The following is a 19800-nucleotide window of genomic DNA, read 5'->3' as shown; positions in this document are numbered from 1 at the left end:
TTGCATGTGTTAGGCCTGCCGCCAGCGTTCAATCTGAGCCATGATCAAACTCTTCAATTAAAAGTTTTTACGTTCCGAAGAACGACTCAATGAATTCTACTGTCATGCGTCAATTTAAACTGAATCATCAATTCAAATTAACTTGTGTCGTATGAACATCAATGAGTTTTAAATTTTGTGACTCACTCGAAAGTGAATCTGTCGAATTTAATACTCTGTGAATGTCCACACAGATATACTTGTCATATTGTTAAAGAGCATCCCGTTCGCGCTTGGCTCATCGGGTCAGGGCTGCGTATTCTACGCTTTCCCGCGTTGGCGTCAAGTGTTTTTTCAAACTTTCTTTTCGCCTTGATTTGAGTGGCTTAAATGCCTTCAAATCAAACTTTCATGCTTGCCACCTACACCTCGTGTTGGCCGCTGCGCCGTGTCTACCAAGCTTGTTCCAGACAAGCTTTGGCATTCCCTACGTCCTGCAGGTCAGTGGGAGCGCATTATAGGGAGCAGATTTATTTGCGCAAGCCCTTATATGCGATTTTCTTAAAAACACTGCTCAAGCGCGCACAATTTAAGCAACACCAGCCCTAAATGTGCATTACAGCTCCATTTCAGTACTAGCCAGGTACTAAACCATTACTAAAAGAGCCTAGCAAGCTATGCAAAAGATAAAAGATAAATGAACTCGAGCTGGACAGATAAGCATAGACTAAAAATGGCAGGTTATTTTTGGCTTTAGTGCATTACTCTGTACTCAGGTGGATGCAGCGAAGCTAAGCTACTGATTAAGGTAACTTTGCCTTTGAACAATTTTTATTAGATTATTTGTTGGCTTTATTAAGCGGATATCCTATGTTGGGATAAATAACAAATAAGTTCATACAACCTGGACGTTACCATGAGCCGACAGCACTCTTTACTAATCAGCATCACAGCAGCCTTAATTATTTTTGTTGTTGCAATACCACTCGCCTCTGCAGCTGTTATCTACACTTGGGTCGATGATAAAGGCGTTGTGCACTACAGCGAGCAACCGCCGAAAGGCGTCAACGCAACTAAAATATATAGCGAAGACATTGAACCAGCTAAGGCAGGGTATATTGCCCCGAAGAAACGCGAGCAAGTGCAAGAGCAATCTGAGTTAGAAAAATCAGCCGCTATCATTAATGCAACAGATAAAGAACAAGCTAAGGAGCTTTGTGAAAGTGCTAAGCACAGTTTAAGCGTATTAAAGAGCTACAATCGCCTGACTCGAAAGAATGAAAAAACCGGTGAGATGGAGCAAATGACCGCTGAACAAAAAACGCAGGCAATAAACGAGAATGAGCAGAGGGTAAAACTCTTCTGTAAATAGTAGAGCTTGCCGATACAAATTCTATATACAACAAAGGGAGCAATTGCTCCCTTTGTTGTTTCTATCATTCAGTAAAAAGCACTGAGGCTTTTCCGATAGCTATTGGTTGAACATCAGCTGACTATCGGCAACATCTACTTTTATCACTTTGCCCGGTACTAACTCACCTTTCAGTAATAGCTGTGCCAGCGGATTTTCAACTTCTTGCTGCAAGGCACGTTTAAGTGGTCTTGCACCATAAACAGGATCGAACCCTGCTTGGGCAATTAGAGCTAACGCGTCTTTGCTGATCTCAATATCGAAATCTCGCTCTGCTAAACGATGCTTCAAATTATTTAGCTGAATACTCGCGATATGGGCAATATGCTCAGCGGCAAGCGGGTGGAATACCACACTTTCATCGACACGGTTTAAAAACTCAGGTCTAAATGAATGCGTCACCACATTCATCACCTGTTGCTTCATGCTTTGATAATCCAACTGCTCAAACTGCTCCTGAATAACATCTGAGCCTAGATTAGATGTCATAATCACCACAGTATTACGAAAATCGACCGTGCGACCTTGGCCATCAGTTAAACGGCCATCATCGAGCACTTGCAGCAAGATGTTGAACACATCAGGGTGAGCTTTCTCAACTTCATCAAGCAAGATAACTGAATAAGGTTTACGTCTTACCGCTTCAGTTAAGTAGCCACCTTCTTCATAGCCGACATACCCTGGTGGTGCACCAACTAAACGCGACACCGCATGTTTTTCCATAAACTCAGACATGTCGATACGCACCATGGCTGACTCTGTATCGAACAAAAACTTAGCCAATGATTTACACAGCTCAGTTTTACCCACACCTGTTGGGCCTAAAAATAAGAAAGAACCAATAGGACGATTTGGGTCAGCAAGCCCAGCGCGGCTACGGCGAATAGCGTTAGCTACCGCATCAACGGCCTCGTTTTGACCTATCACTCGCTCATGCAGTGCATCTTCCATGTGCAGCAATTTCTCGCGCTCACCTTCAAGCATTTTTGCAACTGGGATACCGGTCGCTTTTGACAGCACTTCGGCTATTTCTACATCGGTAACCTTATTTCGCAACAAGGTCATGTCTTGCATTTCCGCTTGAGATGCCAGATCGAGCTGCTTCTCAAGTTCAGGGATGCGGCCGTACTGCAGCTCAGACATGCGCGTTAAATCGCTAGCGCGGCGAGCGACTTCTAAATCCATTCGCGCTTGTTCCAGATCGGCCTTAATATGCTGAGTACCGGCAAGCGCTGCTTTTTCTGTATGCCAAATTTCATTTAGCTCGTTAGCATTTAGCTCAACTTCTTTAAGCTCTGATTGCAAATGAGCAAGACGTTTTAAGCTGGCTTCATCAGACTCTTTTGCCAATGCTTGCTCTTCTAGCTTTAGCTGAATCGCGCGGCGCTCCAACCTATCAAGCGTTTCTGGTTTAGAATCGATTTGTAACCGAATGCTCGATGCAGCCTCATCGATTAAGTCGATGGCTTTGTCTGGCAATTTACGATCTGAAATATAACGGTGCGACATACTCGCCGCAGCAACAATCGCAGGGTCGGTAATTTCCACATGATGATGCAGCTCATAACGCTCTTTCAGACCTCGCAAAATTGCAATGGTCGCCTCAACACTGGGCTCATCGACCACAACTTTTTGGAAGCGACGCTCAAGCGCCGCGTCTTTCTCCACATACTGTCGGTATTCGTCGAGCGTGGTTGCACCAACACAATGTAGCTCACCGCGAGCAAGCGCAGGTTTGAGCATATTACCCGCATCCATCGCGCCTTCGCCTTTACCGGCGCCAACCATGGTATGTAGCTCATCAATAAATAAGATAATTTGCCCTTCTTCTTGGGCAAGCTCATTTAATACTGCTTTCAGGCGCTCTTCAAATTCACCGCGATACTTAGCGCCTGCTATTAAGGCACCCATATCTAGCGAGAGTACACGCTTGTTCTTGATACCTTCAGGCACTTCACCATTAACAATGCGCTGTGCAAGTCCTTCGACGATTGCAGTTTTACCCACACCTGGCTCACCAATCAGCACAGGGTTATTTTTGCTGCGGCGCTGCAGCACTTGAATTGTGCGGCGGATTTCATCGTCGCGGCCAATCACAGGGTCGAGCTTTCCTTGCTCGGCACGCTCAGTTAAATCGATAGTGAATTTCTTCAAAGCTTGGCGTTGATCTTCAGCATTAGGATCATCCACGTTTTGTCCGCCACGCATTTGCTCAATGCTTTTCTCCATCAGCTCTTTGGTGGCACCCGATTCTTTCAGTGCTTTGGAGAGTGCATCGTTCCCCTCAAGCGCAGCAATAATGAATAGCTCTGAGGAGATGTATTTGTCTTTACGCTTTTGCGACAGCTTATCGCATAGGTTTAGCAGGCGGATTAAGCCTTGAGATAACTGCACATCTGCGCCAGTGCCTTCTACTTGCGGCAAGCGCTCCAACTCTTGGCTTAGTTTTGAGCGCAGCGCGCTAACCTGAATCCCCGCTTGAGTTAACAGCGGGTGAATTGAACCAGAGTCTTGATTAAGCAACGCCATCATAAGGTGGGTTGGTTCTATAAATTGATGGTCGCGCCCAAGCGCTAGAGATTGAGCATCAGAAATCGCAATCTGAAACTTATTAGTCATGCGGTCGAGTCTCATACTACCTCCTACTATCTAACATGGCTGCCACTACAAAGTTCTCTTTATTAAAAAGGCTTTTACTAAGAGCATGCGCACCAAAACATTAATCTAGTAAAGAAATGGGGACTGATGAAATAAATTCAAGTCTTCGATACAGTCAATAAACCAGAGTATAGATGCCGGATATAAAATGGAGACAGAGCGCCAATAGCACTGTGGCTAGTCAAAACTAACTAGAGAGCTAAACAGATCAAGAAGAGCTAAAGAACAATACAAAAGATCAAGCTGACTGACGTTTACCATCAGACTTTAACGCTTAGCAGTCAGTTTAAGACTTTAACCACACTAGCGTCGCTTGGCGGCCAGTTTGCTTGTCGCGGCGATAAGAGAAAAAGTCAGTATTAGAGACTGTGCATTCATCACTACTAAAAATAGTGTTAATACCTAGGGCGGATAAGCGCTGCTCAGCTAACTGATAAATGTTAGCCAAATACTTATCACCAGATGCAGTAAAACAATTCGCGGCATTTGCATTATGAGAGACAAACGCTTGCTTGACCTCTACGCCCACTTCAAATTTTTTAGGGCCAATTGCTGGGCCTAAATAGGCAATCAAGTTTTGATAGTCTGCAGCAAACTTATGTGCGGTCTGCTCAATAATGCCATCGCACAAGCCACGCCAACCGGCATGAATGGCTGCAACCTCGCTTCCTTGCTCGTTGCATAGTACGACAGGCAAACAATCTGCTGTCATCACAGCGCAAACAATACCACTGCGATTGGCATAACAAGCATCTGCTTCTGTCGGTGTTGATGAACAAAAAGGTAAGGCGGGATTTTCAAGTACATGAGTACCATGTACTTGCTTGAGCCACACAGGCTTAGCTGGCAGTTCAAGCAAAGAAGTCACTAACTGGCGATTTTGCTCAACCTTAGCTGGCGCATCACCCACATGATCGCCAAGATTCAAGCTATCAAAAGGTGTTTCGCTCACGCCGCCATGTCGGTCAGTAAAAGCTATGCCGACATTGGCGGGTACAGGCCAGTTAGTTTGCCACATTAAAGGTACTCGACCGGGTTTTCTTCCAAATCTTTACGCATAGCTTTAGTTAGCTTAACCATGTCATCAGGTACTGGTGCATGCCAGGTCATGATTTCACAGGTAAACGGGTGAGCTAATTCAAGACGCACCGCGTGCAGAGCTTGGCGTTTGAAATCTTTTAAAGTGTCGAAAAATTCTTCGCTAGCCTTTTTCGGCGGGCGCGGGCGGCCGCCATATACAGGGTCACCAACCAACACATGACCAATATGGGCCATATGCACACGAATTTGGTGAGTACGACCTGTTTCAAGGCGCAGACGTAAACGCGTGTGCGCACGAAACTTCTCAGCAACACGGTAATGTGTAACTGATGGACGGCCACCATGAACTACCGCCATTTGTGTACGCTTAGTTTCATGACGATCAATTGGCTCATCGACTGTGCCGCCCGCTGTCATAGTGCCAGTGACTAGCGCTTCATATTCACGAACAATGTCACGAGCCTGCAGCGCGGCGACTAAGTGAGTTTGCGCTTCAACGGTTTTAGCCACAACCATCAAACCTGTGGTGTCTTTGTCCAGACGATGAACAATACCAGCTCTCGGTACATGTTCAATTTCAGGGTGATGATGCAACAAGGCATTCATTAACGTGCCATCGGCATTACCCGCACCTGGGTGAACCACCAAGCCAGCTTGCTTGTTGATAACTATAATGTGGTCATCTTCGTAAACGATGTTTAGGTCGATGTCTTGGGCTTCAGCATGGACTTCTTCTTCCAGCGTGGCGTCAATTGCAATTTCTTGCGACTCAAAAACTTTTTCGCGCGGCTTATCAACTGTGGTACCGTCAATGCTAACTGCACCAGATAGGATCCATTCTTTGATGCGTGTACGGGAATAATCAGGGAACAATTCGGCCAATGCTCTGTCCAATCTTAGGCCGGTTTGTGTTGCTGTGATCTCGCTTTTTAGATTAATCTGTTGTGTCATAGGAACCGTACCCCGATATTGGGGTCCAAAGTAAATGTGCTATCTGTTACAATCGGATGTTTTCTATTTTACCGTGAAATGGAAAAATTCTTAACTACAACTTATAAAAGAATTGAATTCAAGTATGTATAAATATGCAAAAGGTCTAGCGTTAATCGCAACATTGGCGCTAACTGCCTGTAGTAGCAATCAATCAGAAGAAGAACTCACAGCCAGTAAAGCCTCTCCAGAAGTACTTTATAAACAAGCTCGCACCTCAATGGAGCTCGGCAATTACTCAAAAGCAGTACGTTCGCTTGAAGCACTAGACTCGCGTTACCCATTTGGTGCGCACAAAACTCAAGTACAACTTGACCTCATTTTCGCTTATTACAAAATGGACGATGCAGCTTCAGGTATTGCTAACATCGACCGTTTTATTCGCTTAAACCCAACGCACCCGAACATTGATTACGTGTACTACATGCGCGGCCTAACCAACATGCAGGCTGATAATTATTTGTTCCATCAGATGATGAACATTGATCGCACCGATCGTGACCCTAAAAACGCCCAAGATGCATTCCGTGACTTTGAGCGTTTGATTAAGACCTACCCAAACAGCCCTTATGCAGCTGACGCGCAAAAGCGTATGCAGTTTTTGAAAAACCGCCTAGCGATGTATTCAATCAAGGTGGCTGAATATTATGTCAAAATGAACGCGTGGAGCGCTGCGGCAGTGCGTGCGCAAACTGTGTTAGAGAAATTCCCAGGGACACCTGCAACTGAGCGCGCATTGGAAATCATGACCATCGCTTACGATGAGTTAGGGCAAGACAAGCTAAAAGAACATGCACAAATGGTGATGCAGGTTAACTTCCCTGAAAATGAGTCGCTAAACCGATAAGCGTCATCAAAAGCTAGCCAGATAGAAAATGCCCGCTAACGACATCATCGTGCGGGCATTTTTGTATCTGTAATTCGAATGATTACACAGAACTTAAAATGAACTATTTATGATGATAAACAAAACCGCCATACAAGTACTTGGTTGCCTCTGCTCCAAGTACGGCAACTTTATCGCCCGAAGTTAACTTACCTGAGTGGATCAACCGAGACAAACTCACCCAAATAGCAGCAGAGCCTAAGTTACCTAAGTGCTTAGCATCATTAATTATGCGCTGTGGTTCTATGCCTAACTCTTTTGCCATTAAGCTGTCGATATGTCCATTGGCTTGATGGGGCAAAATATAAGCGAAATCGTCTAACTGATAACCTCGACTTTGCAGCGCTTGCCAGCCTAGTTCAAATAGCTGACTTCCTTGAGCCCGCACCGCAGCGGTATTGTGGTGAAAACGCGCCATGCGTTTCTCACCCACATCGTTTGAACCTGAATCTAGGTAAAATCCAGGCTGTTTGTCATGCCCTACCTGACCAAGATAAATATCGCTAAGCAATGCTAAGTTTGAATTGTCAGTGGCTTGCGGCCCAACAATACAAGCCGCAGCGCCATCGCCCATTTGCACATAATTAACCAACTGCTCAGTGTCGATAAACTCCTTGCTCATATCAAAATAAACAGAGCCAGTTTCAACCCCAACAATGGCGACAGGTTTTGGCGTGGTCGCGCAAAAAGCCGAGGCAATTTGTAGACTATTGGCAAAACCAGTACAAGCCTGCCGCAGCTCTAAATAAGGTCCATGATAAGCAAGCACATCGGCAAGCCAAGCAGCATTAGGTGGTACTTGAGTGTGTGGCGTACAGGTATGCGTCAGCAGGTAATCTAAATCTGCAGCTGTCATATCCGCATGAGCTAACGCCTGAGATATCACCTGCTTACTCAGCTCAATGCTTGATGGATTAGCACTACTTGTCGCTGTGGTTAAATCCCGCACCAAATGACGGCTTTCAATGCCTAGGTGTTTAGTGATGCTTTTAGCTTTACGAGCTGCAAAGCGGCCACATTTTTCTGCTAGTGCAGCAAGTAAATGGGCGTTATCAACACGCTCATTGGGCAACTGATGTGCGATGCCATAAACGGCTAAATCATTAGCGGCGAACTTTACTGCCATTTGTCCTCCAATCTTTGTTTAATGCTATCTAGACAAACACCCATAGATTCAAAAGAGCGCTGCTGAGTTAATAGTAAGGTAAATAGATCTGATGACACGCTCTCCTGCTGCTGAGCAAAATCATCAGCCGATGCCCCTAGACCAATGGCGTGATGACGGCTCACATACACGTGCTTGGCCTCATCTTTTTTTATCATGGCGCAAAGCTGGCTAAAGCCATGTTCTCGTCCTAAATTGCTGTGCTCAAAACTATGCATAATTTGTGTCACACAGGTATCTAAGGTCGCGATACGCACAAAATGCTGCTGATAATTCTCAACACGACCCAACCCCATATAAAAACGCTTTGCTAACCTTTGCACCTTAGCTATTTCACTAGCAGCATCATTATGCTGAGGCAGGGAGTCGGCAACTTGTTGCAATGCAATATCGTGGCGACACTCATCCGCCTCTACAGCCTGTAGCGTGGCAATGGTACGCAAACGTTCTTTATCTGTGAGTGAAGGTTGCTGCTGGCCAAGGCGTTCAATCTCTTGGTTAAACACCAACTGAGCAGACTGTTCACCACACAGCAACAATGGCAATAAACGAGCTAGATGTTGTTGCTGAGCCTCAGTAAAAACAAGCGGCGACTTGGCTTGCTGCGCTATCCAGCGTGTTAAGCGCTCAGCGTTTTTCCCCTCGGTCACTTTAGGCGTAGCAGCGTGACCAAAACAGCGGCGCTGACTCATAGCGGCCTCCTTAGCAAGTATCGATAGACCACTGGTAAGACGATCACGTCAAACAACCAGGCAAACGAAATCACGATTACTGACAACAAACTCAATTGAATAATCGGCCCAAACTCAGAAATCAAGCCGATACCAAAACCCAGCACCAATGTCATAGTGGTAAAGCTCACCACAGGGATCACTCCTGAGTATTGTTGCCAAAATTGTTCGGTTAAACCTGGCACCTCGGTTTTATCATCGCTGGCTACCGGCAGTTTCAGCATCAAATGCAAGGTGTCATCAACAATGATCCCGAGCATGATCCCTAACACCACTGCTGTACCGATACTGATAAAACCGCCAGTGACTTGCCATAAACCAAACATCCACAGCAAAGGCAAAAAGTTAAGACTCAGCCCAGCTACGGCAAAAGCAAAACTGCGTTTAATCAACCCTAGAATGACCGACAGCAAGCTCAGTGCAATGGCAAACGAAAGCAACATGCTTTTGGCATTATCCAAGCAAAGATGAGCAAACATTAAATTGCTACTGGTGAGTTTACCCACTTGTAGCTGCCCTTGATTTTCATCAAGCCATTGCTCAACTTTCTGTTCAAACTCCACCATTTCCCTGGCCGTTAACGGCTTTAAGTAAATGGTGAGCAAGCTTGACTCAAAACCTGTTGAAATTTCTGCGCCCAAACCAAGCTCGGCAACCGTATTTTCGTGAGCAAGCCGTTTAAGTTGAGATGAAGAAAGACCGGCGCTTTTAACCCAATCACCAATATGACTGACTCGCTTAACCTCATCTTGGGATTGCAAGTAGCGCCCAAAGCGATACAAAAAGCTTAGGTATGCCTTGTCGTAAATGGCATAAGGAGAGGTAGGCACTTGGATGTGCAATAAATTAATGCCGTAAAAGTATTGCTGCACTTTTTGCTGCGAAATTGCCAACGGGTTATCGTCAGCAAAGTAGCTCATAGGGTCATCATTGAGCTTAAGTTTGAACGCACTAGATGCTGCAACCAAACTCAGCAAAACCACCAGAGTCATGACAGCTTTAGGGTAACCACTTATGCGTTTAGCCATTGTAGCGACCTTGCTAAAGCGAGTAACGCGGTCAAACGTCACAGCAGAGATTTGCGCTTTAGCAGCAACCGTCACCAGCAAGGTATGACATAGCAAATAGTGAATTAACACAGCGCAAGCAACCAACACGCCAAACGCTTGAATAGGAGGCGATGGACTCACCGACAGCAATGAAAAACCAAAGGCGGTAGTCAGGGTGGCGTAAAACAAAGGTTTACGGTTATGTTCAAACGTCGCAGCTATTGCGTTGGTACCTGTGCCATCATCCACTTGGGTGCCAATACGCTGCCAACCAAGATACAAGTGTGCTGAATAGGCCAATGATAAGGTCACGATAATCACAGGTATAAACGCGCTAATTGCCGCCAAGGTTAAATTGAACCAGCCAGCGATCCCAAGAGTGAGCAACAATATCATCAAACAGTTTGCTGCAATTGCCATTAACCACCAGCGACTTTTAATAAACATCAACGCCATAAAAGTGATCACTAACAATAACCCTGGCGCAAACCAACTTAAGTCATGCCTCAATACCTTTGCATATTGCCAGTTAAGCGCTTCAGCCCCAGTTAGATGGACTTCAACTCCTTGCGAGCGCCAATAAAACTGGCTCAAACTCAACACACTATCAATGTGATGCTCCCGCCATAAGGTGGTGTTGCCAAACTTATCCTGATCATCCTGATTTAAATGCAGGGTTAACATAATCGCTTGCTCATCAGCCGATAACACCAAAGGCAAGCGCGGATGCTGCTTATAACTTAAAATGGGGGATTGACGCTGACTCTGATTAACAAACTCCACGTAACCACCTACCTCATCAATCGCCTGCTGACGCTGTAATTGAGCCACAAAATTCATTAACTGGGTTTGTCGGTGTTCGCTACTCCAAGGCTCATCATTGATTTTTGACTCAAGCAACATCAAAAACTCATCATTGCGCTCAAACGAGTGTTGCATGCGCTTCGCATCAATAAACCTAGGGTCATCTTTAGCAAAGTAATCGTTAAAGTTAACGTCCAAGTTCAAACGGGCGACACCCATAAGCGCCCAAAGCAGTAGTACAAAAATGCCTAAGCCCAAGGTGATTGGCGATGCCAGTGATAAACGGATTAACTTTTGTTGCCAACTCAAATGCTAGTTCTCAATTGTTATTAGTTGAAGGCCTTAAGAGTAAGTTAATTTAATAGACCGTAGAAGTGATAGAAAAATTTGCTAATTGATTGAATTAATTTCACTAAGCTTTGGCACCCAACGTCAGATGAATGACCAAGAGGTAATTTAGCGTATTGCTGTGACATAACGGTTAGCTCAACTATAAATACACTCAATAAGGGCGAGCTGAGCAAAGATTGGCAAACTTGCGGAATTCTTGCGCAAACGCACCAGTAAAAGCAGTTTTTTACAAAAATCGTTTGACTCCAAGCCATAAAACTCGTTTAATAGCGCCCGTCGCCCGAATAGCTCAGTTGGTAGAGCAGAGGATTGAAAATCCTCGTGTCCCTGGTTCGATTCCGGGTTCGGGCACCATATTCTTAAGGTGCTTGATAACTTCGACACCTGAAAAAGCCTCGCAATGCGAGGCTTTTTTGTTTTTGGCGTTTAATCATTCTTTTATTAACGACTCTTGTATAAGCAACTTCCGTTTAAACTAACAGCGCCTCTACTAAACCTCTTCTAAGCAACACAACTAAAAGGCCGACGCGATAACGTTAGCCCATAACATACTCTCTCTTATTTCGGTGTCCCACCTTAGTTACATAGGCTCAATATGTTCCACCATAAGTTGCACAGTTTGATTACCGCGATACTCATTTACATCAAGCTTATAAGCGATTCTGGCATGACTAATGGTGGCATCTGGCCAAACCTTTAAATCAATGTTGAATGCAATCGCATCAAGCATTAGCGCGCCGCACTCGGTTTCAACTAGCAGCTTTAAATGCTTCTCGCCAACAATGCGTTGCTGCACTACTCTAAAGTACCCATCAAACACCGGCTCTTCAAACGCTTGCCCCCAAGGGCCAGCTTGACGCAGCAGATGCGCCGTCTCCAGATTTAACTCAGCGATAGCAAGCTCACCATCAGATAGCACTTCACCAGCCAATTGCTCTTTATCCAGTGTTTGCTTCACCATGGCATCATAAGCCAAACAAAAATCAGCAAAGCGGTCTGAGTGAATCGACAAGCCTGCAGCCATAGCATGACCACCAAACTTAATGATCATCCCGGGGTTTTGGGTGTTAATCGCATCCAGCAAATCACGCATGTGCAGGCCCTTAATGGATCTCGCACTGCCTTTAATTTCTCCCTCACCAGCATCAGCAAAAGCAATCACAGGGCGGTGATACCTATCTTTAATTCTTGACGCTAAAATACCAATTACGCCCTGATGCCAGTCATCCTGGAATAGCGCGATTCCCCAAGGTAGCTCAGCTTCATTGAGCGCCATCGCATCTAAAAACTTGAGCGCTTCTTGTTGCATGCCAGTTTCTAGCTCGCGGCGCTCTTGATTTAAGCCATCAAGTTCAGCAGCCATTTGCCTTGCTTTCATAATGTCGTCACACAATAAGGTTTCGACACCCAGCGCCATTTCATCTAACCGCCCAGCCGCATTTAATCTAGGGCCGACAGCAAAGCCAAAATCAGCTGCAACAAGACGCTGAGGAGTACGTTTCCCCACTTCTAATAACGCTGTGATCCCCGGGCGGCAACGCCCTGCTTTTACCCTTTGCATACCTGCTTGTACCAAGCGGCGGTTATTAGCATCTAGCGCCACCACATCGGCCACAGTGCCTAAAGCTACGATATCCAACAAGTTAGCTAGATTTGGCTCGGCAATTTGCTGAGCATCAAACCAGCCTCGTTTAGCAAGGGTTGCTCGCAGTACTGACATTAAATAAAACGCCACACCGACACCGGCAATGGCTTTACTAGCAAACTCACAGCCATGCTGGTTTGGATTCACAATGGCATCAGCATCAGGTAGCTCACGTCCAGGCAAATGATGGTCGGTTACCACAACCTGCATGCCCGCAGCTTTAGCTGCGCTCACGCCTTCGATAGATGATATGCCGTTATCAACGGTAATTAATAACTGCGCCCCTTGCGCCGCAGCAACTGCAACAATCTCAGGGCTTAAACCATAGCCATACTCAAAGCGATTCGGGATCAGGTAATTAACCTTGGCAGCACCCATCATTTTCAATGCCAGCATGCACACACTTGTGGAGGTAGCACCATCAGCGTCAAAGTCGCCAACAATCATAATGGCTTTATTGGCTTGGATTGCATCAGCAATAATCTGTGCACCAGCGTCGATCCCCATCATGGTATTGGGTCTTAACAGATGCTTAAGTGAGAGGTCGTGCTGCTCAGTGCAAACACCGCGGCGGGCGTAAAGCTGGCGGATTAGACGAGATTCAATAGCTGATAAATGTGAGTCATCAACCTGAGGGCGACGGACAATAGAATGCGACATGGAGACCTATAAAAGTGCGATAACTGAGCAATAAATATGCGATAGAAATTATACCAATTAGCACAAGAACGTGATCATTCTTACTGGTTAAAATCGCTTATAACTTCGTTAGAAATTTTGTAGGCAGAACAATTAGCTAGCTGCAATTTCCGCCTTGTTCTAAACGATTTTTCCTGCCTAATATCCGATCACTTACTTATCCCAATTGGTATTAAGGCTAAATGTAAGCCAAATAAGCTAGCAACTAACTAGCAAAAGGTAAACAAAAGGTGAGCCTGAGCTCACCTTCAAGTAGTTTATTCACCCAGCTATGTGGGTATGTTTACGGCTGACGATTATAACGCGCGCTGAAGCGTTTTAAGTAAACGTTCTGGCGGCTGATAACCAGGAATAACAGAGCCATTTTCTAATACGATGGCAGGTGTACCTGAAATACCAAACTGTTGACCTAGGTAAAACTGCTTGCTGATATCAACATCACAGCTTGCAGCCTTAACATTACCGCCAGACTTAGCTTCAGTCATCGCTTTTAGCGGGTCTTTTGCACACCAAACGGCTTGCATCTCATCTGCGTTAGCTGAAGGCACGCCACGGCGCGGGTAAGCCAAGTAACGGATGGTAATACCTAAATCATTGTAGCCTTGCATTTCGTTGTGGAGTTTACGGCAGTAACCGCAATCAACATCGGTGAATACGGTGACCACATACTTTTCGTTTTTTGCTTTGTAAACCAGCATGTCTTTTTCAAATGGCTTAAGCATTTCTAAACGTGGTGCGGCCATCGCAGCATTAAATGCGGTGTCACTTAGGTTTTCCATGTTGTTATCTAACGCATAGATATTACCGTGGATTAACTTGCTACCGTCTTCACTAATGTAAAGCATACCTTGTTTAGTTACCGCCTGGTAAAGCCCTTCAATAGGTGCTTTTTCCATGCTCACTACATCAACGTTTAGCTTATCTACAAGCTGCTCTGTTAGTTTGTCTTCGATGCTGCCAGTTGAGTTAGCGGCCAAAGTAACAGGCGAAAATATCAAACCAGCAATCAACGCCAGCGAAAAACGAGCTTTCATGTTTATTCCTATTGAATGAGATCTAACTATTTAGACCTGAGTTGCTGAGCAAAACTTACAGAGAATGCCCAATTAACGCAACTTTAATAAAAAATTTTTAAGGCAAGAGTCACTCATTTAAGTTTCCTACCCTCGCGGGTGGTGACTCTGATGTAAAGATTGCAACCTAGCTTTAGCCACATGGGTGTATATTTGGGTTGTAGATAAATCACTATGGCCTAGCAGTAACTGCACCACCCTTAAATCGGCACCATGATTAAGCAGGTGAGTGGCGAATGCATGGCGCAATGTATGAGGCGACAAATCAGCGGTTATGCCAGCGCGAGTGGCGTATAACTTAATACGATGCCAAAAGGTTTGCCGAGTCATTTGCTTAGCACGTTTAGACGGAAACAACACATCTGATGGTTTATCATTAAGCAAAATTGGTCGCGCCAGTTTCAAATATTGCATCACCTCATCAACCGCAAGCTCGCCCATAGGAACTAGACGCTCTTTACCGCCTTTACCCACAATTTGCACAACACCTTGGCGCAAACTGATCTGCTCCATGGTTAAGCTGACAAGCTCAGTTACTCGCAGCCCTGTGGCATACAGCAGCTCAAGCATCGCCTTATCTCTATGCTCTATTGGGTCTTCGGTATCTGGCTCATTCAATAATGCATCAATTTGCGCTTCTGATAATGTATCGGGAATATGTCGCGCTTGTTTAGGTGACTCTAACAACGCACTTGGGTCATCTTCACGCTGCCCACTGCGCACCAAATAGCGATAAAAACGCCTAACGCTACTCAATAGCCTAGCACTGCTCGATTTGGCGTAACCCAGTTCAAAACGGTGTGCAAGATAATCGCGAATATCTTGAGTACTCGCATCCTGTAGCCTTTGCTTACGCTTAGCGAAAAATGCATTGAGATGGGCAAGATCAGTGCGATAAGACGCGAGCGTGTTGTCGCTTACACCGCGTGATGACCACAAATCATCTAAAAAAGCATCGATAACTGGATTGCTTTGTGCCTTGGTGTCGTTTTTCACTGCAGACGATTGAGATTGTTTTGACAAAGAGAACTCATTAAAAAAGCGCTAGGTTATGCAAAACATAACATAGCGCCAATTTACAAAGCTAAAGATTTATACCAATCAGCACAAGTATGTGATCATTCTTACTGGTTGCTTCTTACTGGAAAAAAGGGCTTATAACTTCGTTAGAAATTTTGTAGGTAGAGCTACTAGCTAGCTGCAATTTCTGCCTTGTTCTAAGCGATTTTTCCTGAGTAATCTCTGAACACTTATTTATCCTAATTGGTATTATTGATAAAGCTTATTGAACGGTTTGTTTTTTACCAATAAACAAACTGGCAATCATCATTAGCGTTGTTGGGATCACCCAAGCCATACCCTGTGACTGCAGTGGCACCCAATCGAAGAAGTGCACTTCAAAACCAGCAGCTTTAATGCCATCAAAAATACCGAAGAATAAAGCCACAGCAAGTACCGCACGGTGAGCGAATTGCTGATTAGGGAACAGGTGTCCAACCAGGGTAACCAATACCAGCGCAATCGCAACAGGATAAATGGTCATCAACACAGGTACGCTAATGCTAATTAACTCTGCCAGTCCGACGTTAGCAATCGTTGCGCTCACAACGCTGAAGAACACAGCATATTGACTGTAGGTAAAGCGCGGCTGCAAGTCGTTGAAAAAGTCAGAACATGCAGACACTAAACCCACTGCGGTGGTTAAACATGCAAGTGTCACAACAGTTGATAACAACACTGTCCCCATAGTGCCAAACTCATGGGTGACATAATTGGTTAAAATTACCCCGCCATTATCGGCACCGGCTGCTAAATCACCGGCTGTCGCCCCCAAGAAAAACAGTGACACATACACAAATGCCAAACCACCAGCAGCAATTAACGCTGCGCGAATAAGGTACTTGGTTTGCAGCTTGGTATCTTCAACCCCCTTTTTACGCAGCAGGTCGATAATCAACATACCGAACATTAGCGAAGCTAGGGTATCCATGGTGTTGTACCCTTCAAGGAAGCCTTTGGTTAATGCGTTAGCTTGATAGTCGCCTACTGGGGCGCCGACTTCTGAGCCAGGAATAAACATTACCGACAAGGCCAAACCCACAAGTAGGATAATCAAAATTGGCGTGAGCACTTTACCTACATTATCGAGTAGCTTACCTGGGAATAGTGACAGCAGCATCACAATGCCAAAAAACACAATGGAATAAACCAGCTGCGAGATGTTAAACGTCGCACCAGCAATCACAGTAGTGGCATTTGGGTTTGATAAAAATGGTACAGCGCCAATCTCATAAGCCACCAGACCGGTACGAGGCGCAGCAAAGGCTGGACCAATAATAATATAAATTGCCACAGCAAGTGCTGTAGCTGCAAAGACTGGCAAATGCGCCATAATCTCGCCTTTAGCTTTGGCAACAGCAATCAAGCCGACCAATGGTAAACCCACCGCGGTAATTAAAAAGCCAAGCATAGCTAGAGACATGTTTTCGCCGGCCATCATGCCCGCAAAAGGAGGAAAAATAAGGTTACCTGCGCCTAAAAAGAAGGCGAAAGTCATAAAACCCAATCCTAACGTATCGGTTAGGGTCATTTGGCTGGTTTGCACGCTGTGTTTCCTATTTCTTCTTGTAAGTATTTTGTTAACTTAAGTGATTCGTTGCATTTAATCTAGCGCCTAGTTGTTGCAAGATGCGTAAACTAGGCAACCCGCCCTCATGATTCCTTGGCAACAAGTCGAATAGAAAACCTAGTCAAACCCTATGCATATTTAGCTTACGCAAGCAGTCTAACCCAACAGGTTTATTCAAGTTGTAATGCAGTAGCAGACACAAATAACAAAGATATTCGCTGCAAACAAGTTGATACAGTACATCCAACCAAAAACACCAAAAAGCGTTCAACAACCAATACAGAGCAGTAACTATAGCGATACATTAACGCCCAGTTTGCAACAAACAAGCCGCGGCATTAAGCCCCCTAGTTTCAGTTAATAGATAGAGGTAAACTGCGCGGCAACGACCAGCAGCAAATTGAATGCCTGAATGCCTTTTACCTTTAAACAGTTTCATATCGATGATGACAAGTGCGGTATGCGTGTGAGCACAGATGCGGTAGTACTTGGCGCATGGGCACCATTGCAGCAAGATTTGCTTGCGGGTACACCAAGCGATAAGCAAAGCATCAAACGCATTCTCGACATAGGCAGTGGTAGCGGCATATTAAGTTTGATGGCGGCGCAGCGAACTCACGAATCAGTTGCTATCACAGCGGTTGAAATCGATGCAGCCGCAGCAGCGCAGTCAAAGCACAATGTGGCAAACTCCCCCTGGCCCAATAAAGTTAGCGTGCTAAACGCAGCCATAGGTAGCGAGCATGGGCTTGGCAAGTTCGACCACATCCTATGTAACCCACCCTACTTTGACAATGGCCCGCAAACTCAGGAACTCAGGCGCGCTAACGCCAGACACACTAACAGCTTAAGTTTCAACGAGCTATTGCAACACGTTCAAACCTTGTTAGCAGAAAAAGGCTTAGCAAGCTTAGTGCTGCCGAGTGAGTCACTTGATGCATTTACTATGGCTATGGCTAACACTCAGCTGCAACTGGCGCAACGGGTTAATGTTTCCACTGTAAGCCATAAAGCACCAAGCCGAGTTCTGTTGTGTTTACGTCATGAATCTTGCGCTGAAGAGCAACGTAAGAGCGGCGAATTAGCAGCGCATGCTACTGAGTTATTGCAACAGCATATGCACATCCAGGATAAAAATGGTCTTTACAGCCAACAAATGCAGCAAATTTGCCGCGATTTTTACTTAAAACTTTAGTGAAACACTGCAGATAAGTTATACTGCTCGGCTAGTTTCCAGTGAGACATGTCCATGTTATTTGAAGATTTCGAACTTGACCATCGCCTTCTTGAGTCCCTAAAAGCGATGGGCCATAAAACCCCAACCAGCATTCAGCAGCAAACAATTCCGCTTGCAATGGAGCAGCAGGACATTTTAGCCCGCGCGCCCACTGGAACAGGTAAAACTGCAAGCTTCTTGCTGCCTGCAATGCAGCACCTAGTCGACTTTCCACGTCGCTACAAAGGTCAAGCGCGAGTGCTTATTTTAAGCCCTACCCGTGAGCTTGCTAGCCAAATTCATCGCTACGCCAGTCACTTGGCAACCAACTTAAACCTCGATATTGGTTTAATTACAGGTGGCGTGCCTTACGCACCACAAGAAGAAGCGCTTGAAGGCAACATTGATATCCTTATTGCCACCCCAGGTCGTCTACACGAATATCTGGACAAAAAGCTGTTTGATGCCACATCAGTTGAGCAACTAATTATTGATGAAGCTGATCGTATGCTAGATATGGGCTTTTCTTCAATCGTGCAGTCTATTGCGATTGAAGCTCAAGGCCGCAAGCAAAACATGTTGTTCTCAGCAACCCTTGAAGGTGGTGGAGTAAACCGTTTTGCACGCGAGCTACTAACTGAACCTGTATTGATTGATATTGACGATGCACCTCGTAGCGAGAAAGCCAAAATCCACCAGTGGATCCACCTAGCTGATAATCAATCGCACAAGTTTGCCTTGCTATGCAATCTACTGCAGCAAGAAGAAGTTAAACGCGCCATTGTGTTTGTAAAAACTCGTGAGGTTGTTGCTAGCCTTGAAGGTTTACTGCGCCAAGCGGGTATCCCATGTGCGTTTATGCGTGGAGACATGGAGCAAAAGAAACGTTTCCAAGCTTTAGGTAGCTTTACCAAAGGCGAGGTCAATGTACTCTTAGCCACCGATGTTGCCGCACGTGGTATCGACATAGAAGACATTAGTCACGTGATTAACTATGACATGCCTCGCTCAGCTGACACCTATGTTCACCGAATTGGCCGTACAGGTCGTGCTGGCGCCAAAGGCACGGCTATCTCATTGGTTGAGGCGCACGATATGCGCATAGTTGCCAAGGTTGAGCGCTATATTGAACAGCCGTTAAAACGTCGTATCATCGAATCACTGCGCCCCAATAACAAAGAAGCACGCGTACCGACCAAGAAAAAAGCCAAAGGCACGAAGAAGAAAGCCAAGAAGCCTAAAAAGTCGAAAAAATGATTTAACTTTGATCAGCTAAAGACAATCTCAGAATAACGAAGCCTTGAGTAATATAAATTGCTCAAGGTTTTTTGCTTAAAAAGCAACCCACTTACGTCAGTAAAAAGCTAAAAAATCTAACGAATACATATCACTATACCGCTCTGCATTATCACCCACATTATCGAAGCTAATACCGCTTTGCGCGATTAACACCTAGGACAAAGTCAAATTCAC

At 45.2% G+C, this 19800-nt stretch carries 14 protein-coding genes and 1 tRNA gene; 5 read left to right on the top strand and 10 right to left on the bottom strand.

Annotation, left to right across the window (positions count from 1 at the left end; genetic code table 11):
* Positions 1-895: 895 nt before the first annotated feature.
* Entirely contained in the window at positions 896-1351 is a 456-nt protein-coding gene (locus tag G3R49_RS12830) for a DUF4124 domain-containing protein (protein WP_167869929.1), read from the top strand.
* Between the two features lie 99 nt (positions 1352-1450).
* On the opposite strand, the gene clpB is transcribed toward G3R49_RS12830, so the two are convergent.
* From clpB to rluD, 3 genes are all read right to left on the bottom strand, one after another.
* Positions 1451-4024: an ATP-dependent chaperone ClpB gene (gene clpB, locus G3R49_RS12825; protein WP_167869928.1), complete on the bottom strand. Its 2574-nt coding sequence runs from the start codon at positions 4022-4024 to the stop codon at positions 1451-1453.
* 310 nt (positions 4025-4334) lie between these two features.
* Positions 4335-5066: a peptidoglycan editing factor PgeF gene (gene pgeF / locus G3R49_RS12820; RefSeq protein ID WP_167869927.1), complete on the bottom strand. Its 732-nt coding sequence runs from the start codon at positions 5064-5066 to the stop codon at positions 4335-4337.
* The gene (gene rluD / locus G3R49_RS12815) at positions 5066-6040 is read right to left on the bottom strand and encodes a 23S rRNA pseudouridine(1911/1915/1917) synthase RluD (RefSeq protein WP_167869926.1); all 975 of its coding nucleotides are present in this window, start codon (positions 6038-6040) and stop codon (positions 5066-5068) included. Before rluD ends, pgeF begins: the two co-directional genes overlap by 1 nt.
* Before the next feature lie 124 nt (positions 6041-6164).
* Here rluD and G3R49_RS12810 point away from each other — a divergent pair, with 124 nt between their 5' ends.
* Positions 6165-6926, top strand: a complete 762-nt coding sequence (locus G3R49_RS12810) for an outer membrane protein assembly factor BamD (RefSeq protein ID WP_130601037.1) — start codon at positions 6165-6167, stop codon at positions 6924-6926.
* Positions 6927-7029: 103 nt separating this feature from the next.
* Here the strand turns inward: G3R49_RS12810 and G3R49_RS12805 are convergent, their stop codons facing one another.
* From G3R49_RS12805 to G3R49_RS12795, 3 genes are read right to left on the bottom strand one after another with little or no spacing between them, the layout of a single operon-like run.
* A complete protein-coding gene (locus G3R49_RS12805; RefSeq protein WP_167869925.1) occupies positions 7030-8091 on the bottom strand; it encodes a 3-oxoacyl-ACP synthase III family protein in 1062 nt (353 codons plus the stop codon).
* The gene (locus G3R49_RS12800) at positions 8082-8822 is read right to left on the bottom strand and encodes a hypothetical protein (RefSeq protein ID WP_130601033.1); all 741 of its coding nucleotides are present in this window, start codon (positions 8820-8822) and stop codon (positions 8082-8084) included. The genes G3R49_RS12805 and G3R49_RS12800 overlap by 10 nt, the downstream gene beginning before the upstream one ends.
* Positions 8819-11023, bottom strand: a complete 2205-nt coding sequence (locus G3R49_RS12795; RefSeq protein WP_245335360.1) for an RND family transporter — start codon at positions 11021-11023, stop codon at positions 8819-8821. Before G3R49_RS12795 ends, G3R49_RS12800 begins: the two co-directional genes overlap by 4 nt.
* Before the next feature lie 320 nt (positions 11024-11343).
* Here G3R49_RS12795 and G3R49_RS12790 point away from each other — a divergent pair.
* Positions 11344-11419 (top strand) — tRNA-Phe (locus G3R49_RS12790).
* A 226-nt stretch (positions 11420-11645) separates the two neighbouring features.
* Here the strand turns inward: G3R49_RS12790 and recJ are convergent.
* The 4 genes from recJ to brnQ form a co-directional block, all read right to left on the bottom strand.
* Positions 11646-13370 (bottom strand): single-stranded-DNA-specific exonuclease RecJ, encoded by a 1725-nt coding sequence (gene recJ, locus G3R49_RS12785; RefSeq protein WP_167869924.1) that lies wholly within the window; start codon positions 13368-13370, stop codon positions 11646-11648.
* 335 nt (positions 13371-13705) lie between these two features.
* On the bottom strand, positions 13706-14443 hold the full coding sequence (gene dsbC / locus G3R49_RS12780) for a bifunctional protein-disulfide isomerase/oxidoreductase DsbC (RefSeq protein WP_167869923.1): 738 nt from the start codon (positions 14441-14443) through the stop codon (positions 13706-13708).
* Positions 14444-14569: 126 nt separating this feature from the next.
* A complete protein-coding gene (gene xerD / locus G3R49_RS12775) occupies positions 14570-15505 on the bottom strand; it encodes a site-specific tyrosine recombinase XerD (protein ID WP_210147208.1) in 936 nt (311 codons plus the stop codon).
* Positions 15506-15764: 259 nt separating this feature from the next.
* The gene (gene brnQ / locus G3R49_RS12770) at positions 15765-17087 is read right to left on the bottom strand and encodes a branched-chain amino acid transport system II carrier protein (protein WP_348633928.1); all 1323 of its coding nucleotides are present in this window, start codon (positions 17085-17087) and stop codon (positions 15765-15767) included.
* Between the two features lie 436 nt (positions 17088-17523).
* On the opposite strand from brnQ, the gene G3R49_RS12765 reads away from it, so the two are divergent.
* Both G3R49_RS12765 and srmB read left to right on the top strand, forming a co-directional pair.
* Positions 17524-18306 carry a tRNA1(Val) (adenine(37)-N6)-methyltransferase gene (locus tag G3R49_RS12765; protein ID WP_167869922.1) on the top strand — a complete coding sequence of 261 codons (783 nt, stop codon included), beginning with the start codon at positions 17524-17526 and terminating at the stop codon, positions 18304-18306.
* 54 nt (positions 18307-18360) lie between these two features.
* Complete coding sequence (gene srmB / locus G3R49_RS12760; RefSeq protein WP_130601027.1) at positions 18361-19584, top strand: ATP-dependent RNA helicase SrmB; 1224 nt, start codon at positions 18361-18363, stop codon at positions 19582-19584.
* Positions 19585-19800 lie beyond the last annotated feature (216 nt).

This window comes from Shewanella sp. WXL01 (genome assembly GCF_012263345.1).
Classification (GTDB): Bacteria; Pseudomonadota; Gammaproteobacteria; order Enterobacterales; family Shewanellaceae; genus Shewanella; species Shewanella maritima.
This window is presented reverse-complemented; position numbering and strand designations above follow the sequence as displayed.

What these genes read in the sequence shown, in the direction of transcription:
- rluD (WP_167869926.1), bottom strand. Translation starts at nt 6,040, where the DNA reads ATGACACAACAGATTAATCTAAAAAGCGAGATCACAGCAACACAAACC.
- clpB (WP_167869928.1), bottom strand. Translation starts at nt 4,024, where the DNA reads ATGAGACTCGACCGCATGACTAATAAGTTTCAGATTGCGATTTCTGAT.
- pgeF (WP_167869927.1), bottom strand. Translation starts at nt 5,066, where the DNA reads ATGTGGCAAACTAACTGGCCTGTACCCGCCAATGTCGGCATAGCTTTT.
- srmB (WP_130601027.1), top strand. Translation starts at nt 18,361, where the DNA reads ATGTTATTTGAAGATTTCGAACTTGACCATCGCCTTCTTGAGTCCCTA.
- dsbC (WP_167869923.1), bottom strand. Translation starts at nt 14,443, where the DNA reads ATGAAAGCTCGTTTTTCGCTGGCGTTGATTGCTGGTTTGATATTTTCG.
- G3R49_RS12765 (WP_167869922.1), top strand. Translation starts at nt 17,524, where the DNA reads ATGCCTTTTACCTTTAAACAGTTTCATATCGATGATGACAAGTGCGGT.
- recJ (WP_167869924.1), bottom strand. Translation starts at nt 13,370, where the DNA reads ATGTCGCATTCTATTGTCCGTCGCCCTCAGGTTGATGACTCACATTTA.
- G3R49_RS12830 (WP_167869929.1), top strand. Translation starts at nt 896, where the DNA reads ATGAGCCGACAGCACTCTTTACTAATCAGCATCACAGCAGCCTTAATT.
- G3R49_RS12800 (WP_130601033.1), bottom strand. Translation starts at nt 8,822, where the DNA reads ATGAGTCAGCGCCGCTGTTTTGGTCACGCTGCTACGCCTAAAGTGACC.
- G3R49_RS12810 (WP_130601037.1), top strand. Translation starts at nt 6,165, where the DNA reads ATGTATAAATATGCAAAAGGTCTAGCGTTAATCGCAACATTGGCGCTA.
- G3R49_RS12805 (WP_167869925.1), bottom strand. Translation starts at nt 8,091, where the DNA reads ATGGCAGTAAAGTTCGCCGCTAATGATTTAGCCGTTTATGGCATCGCA.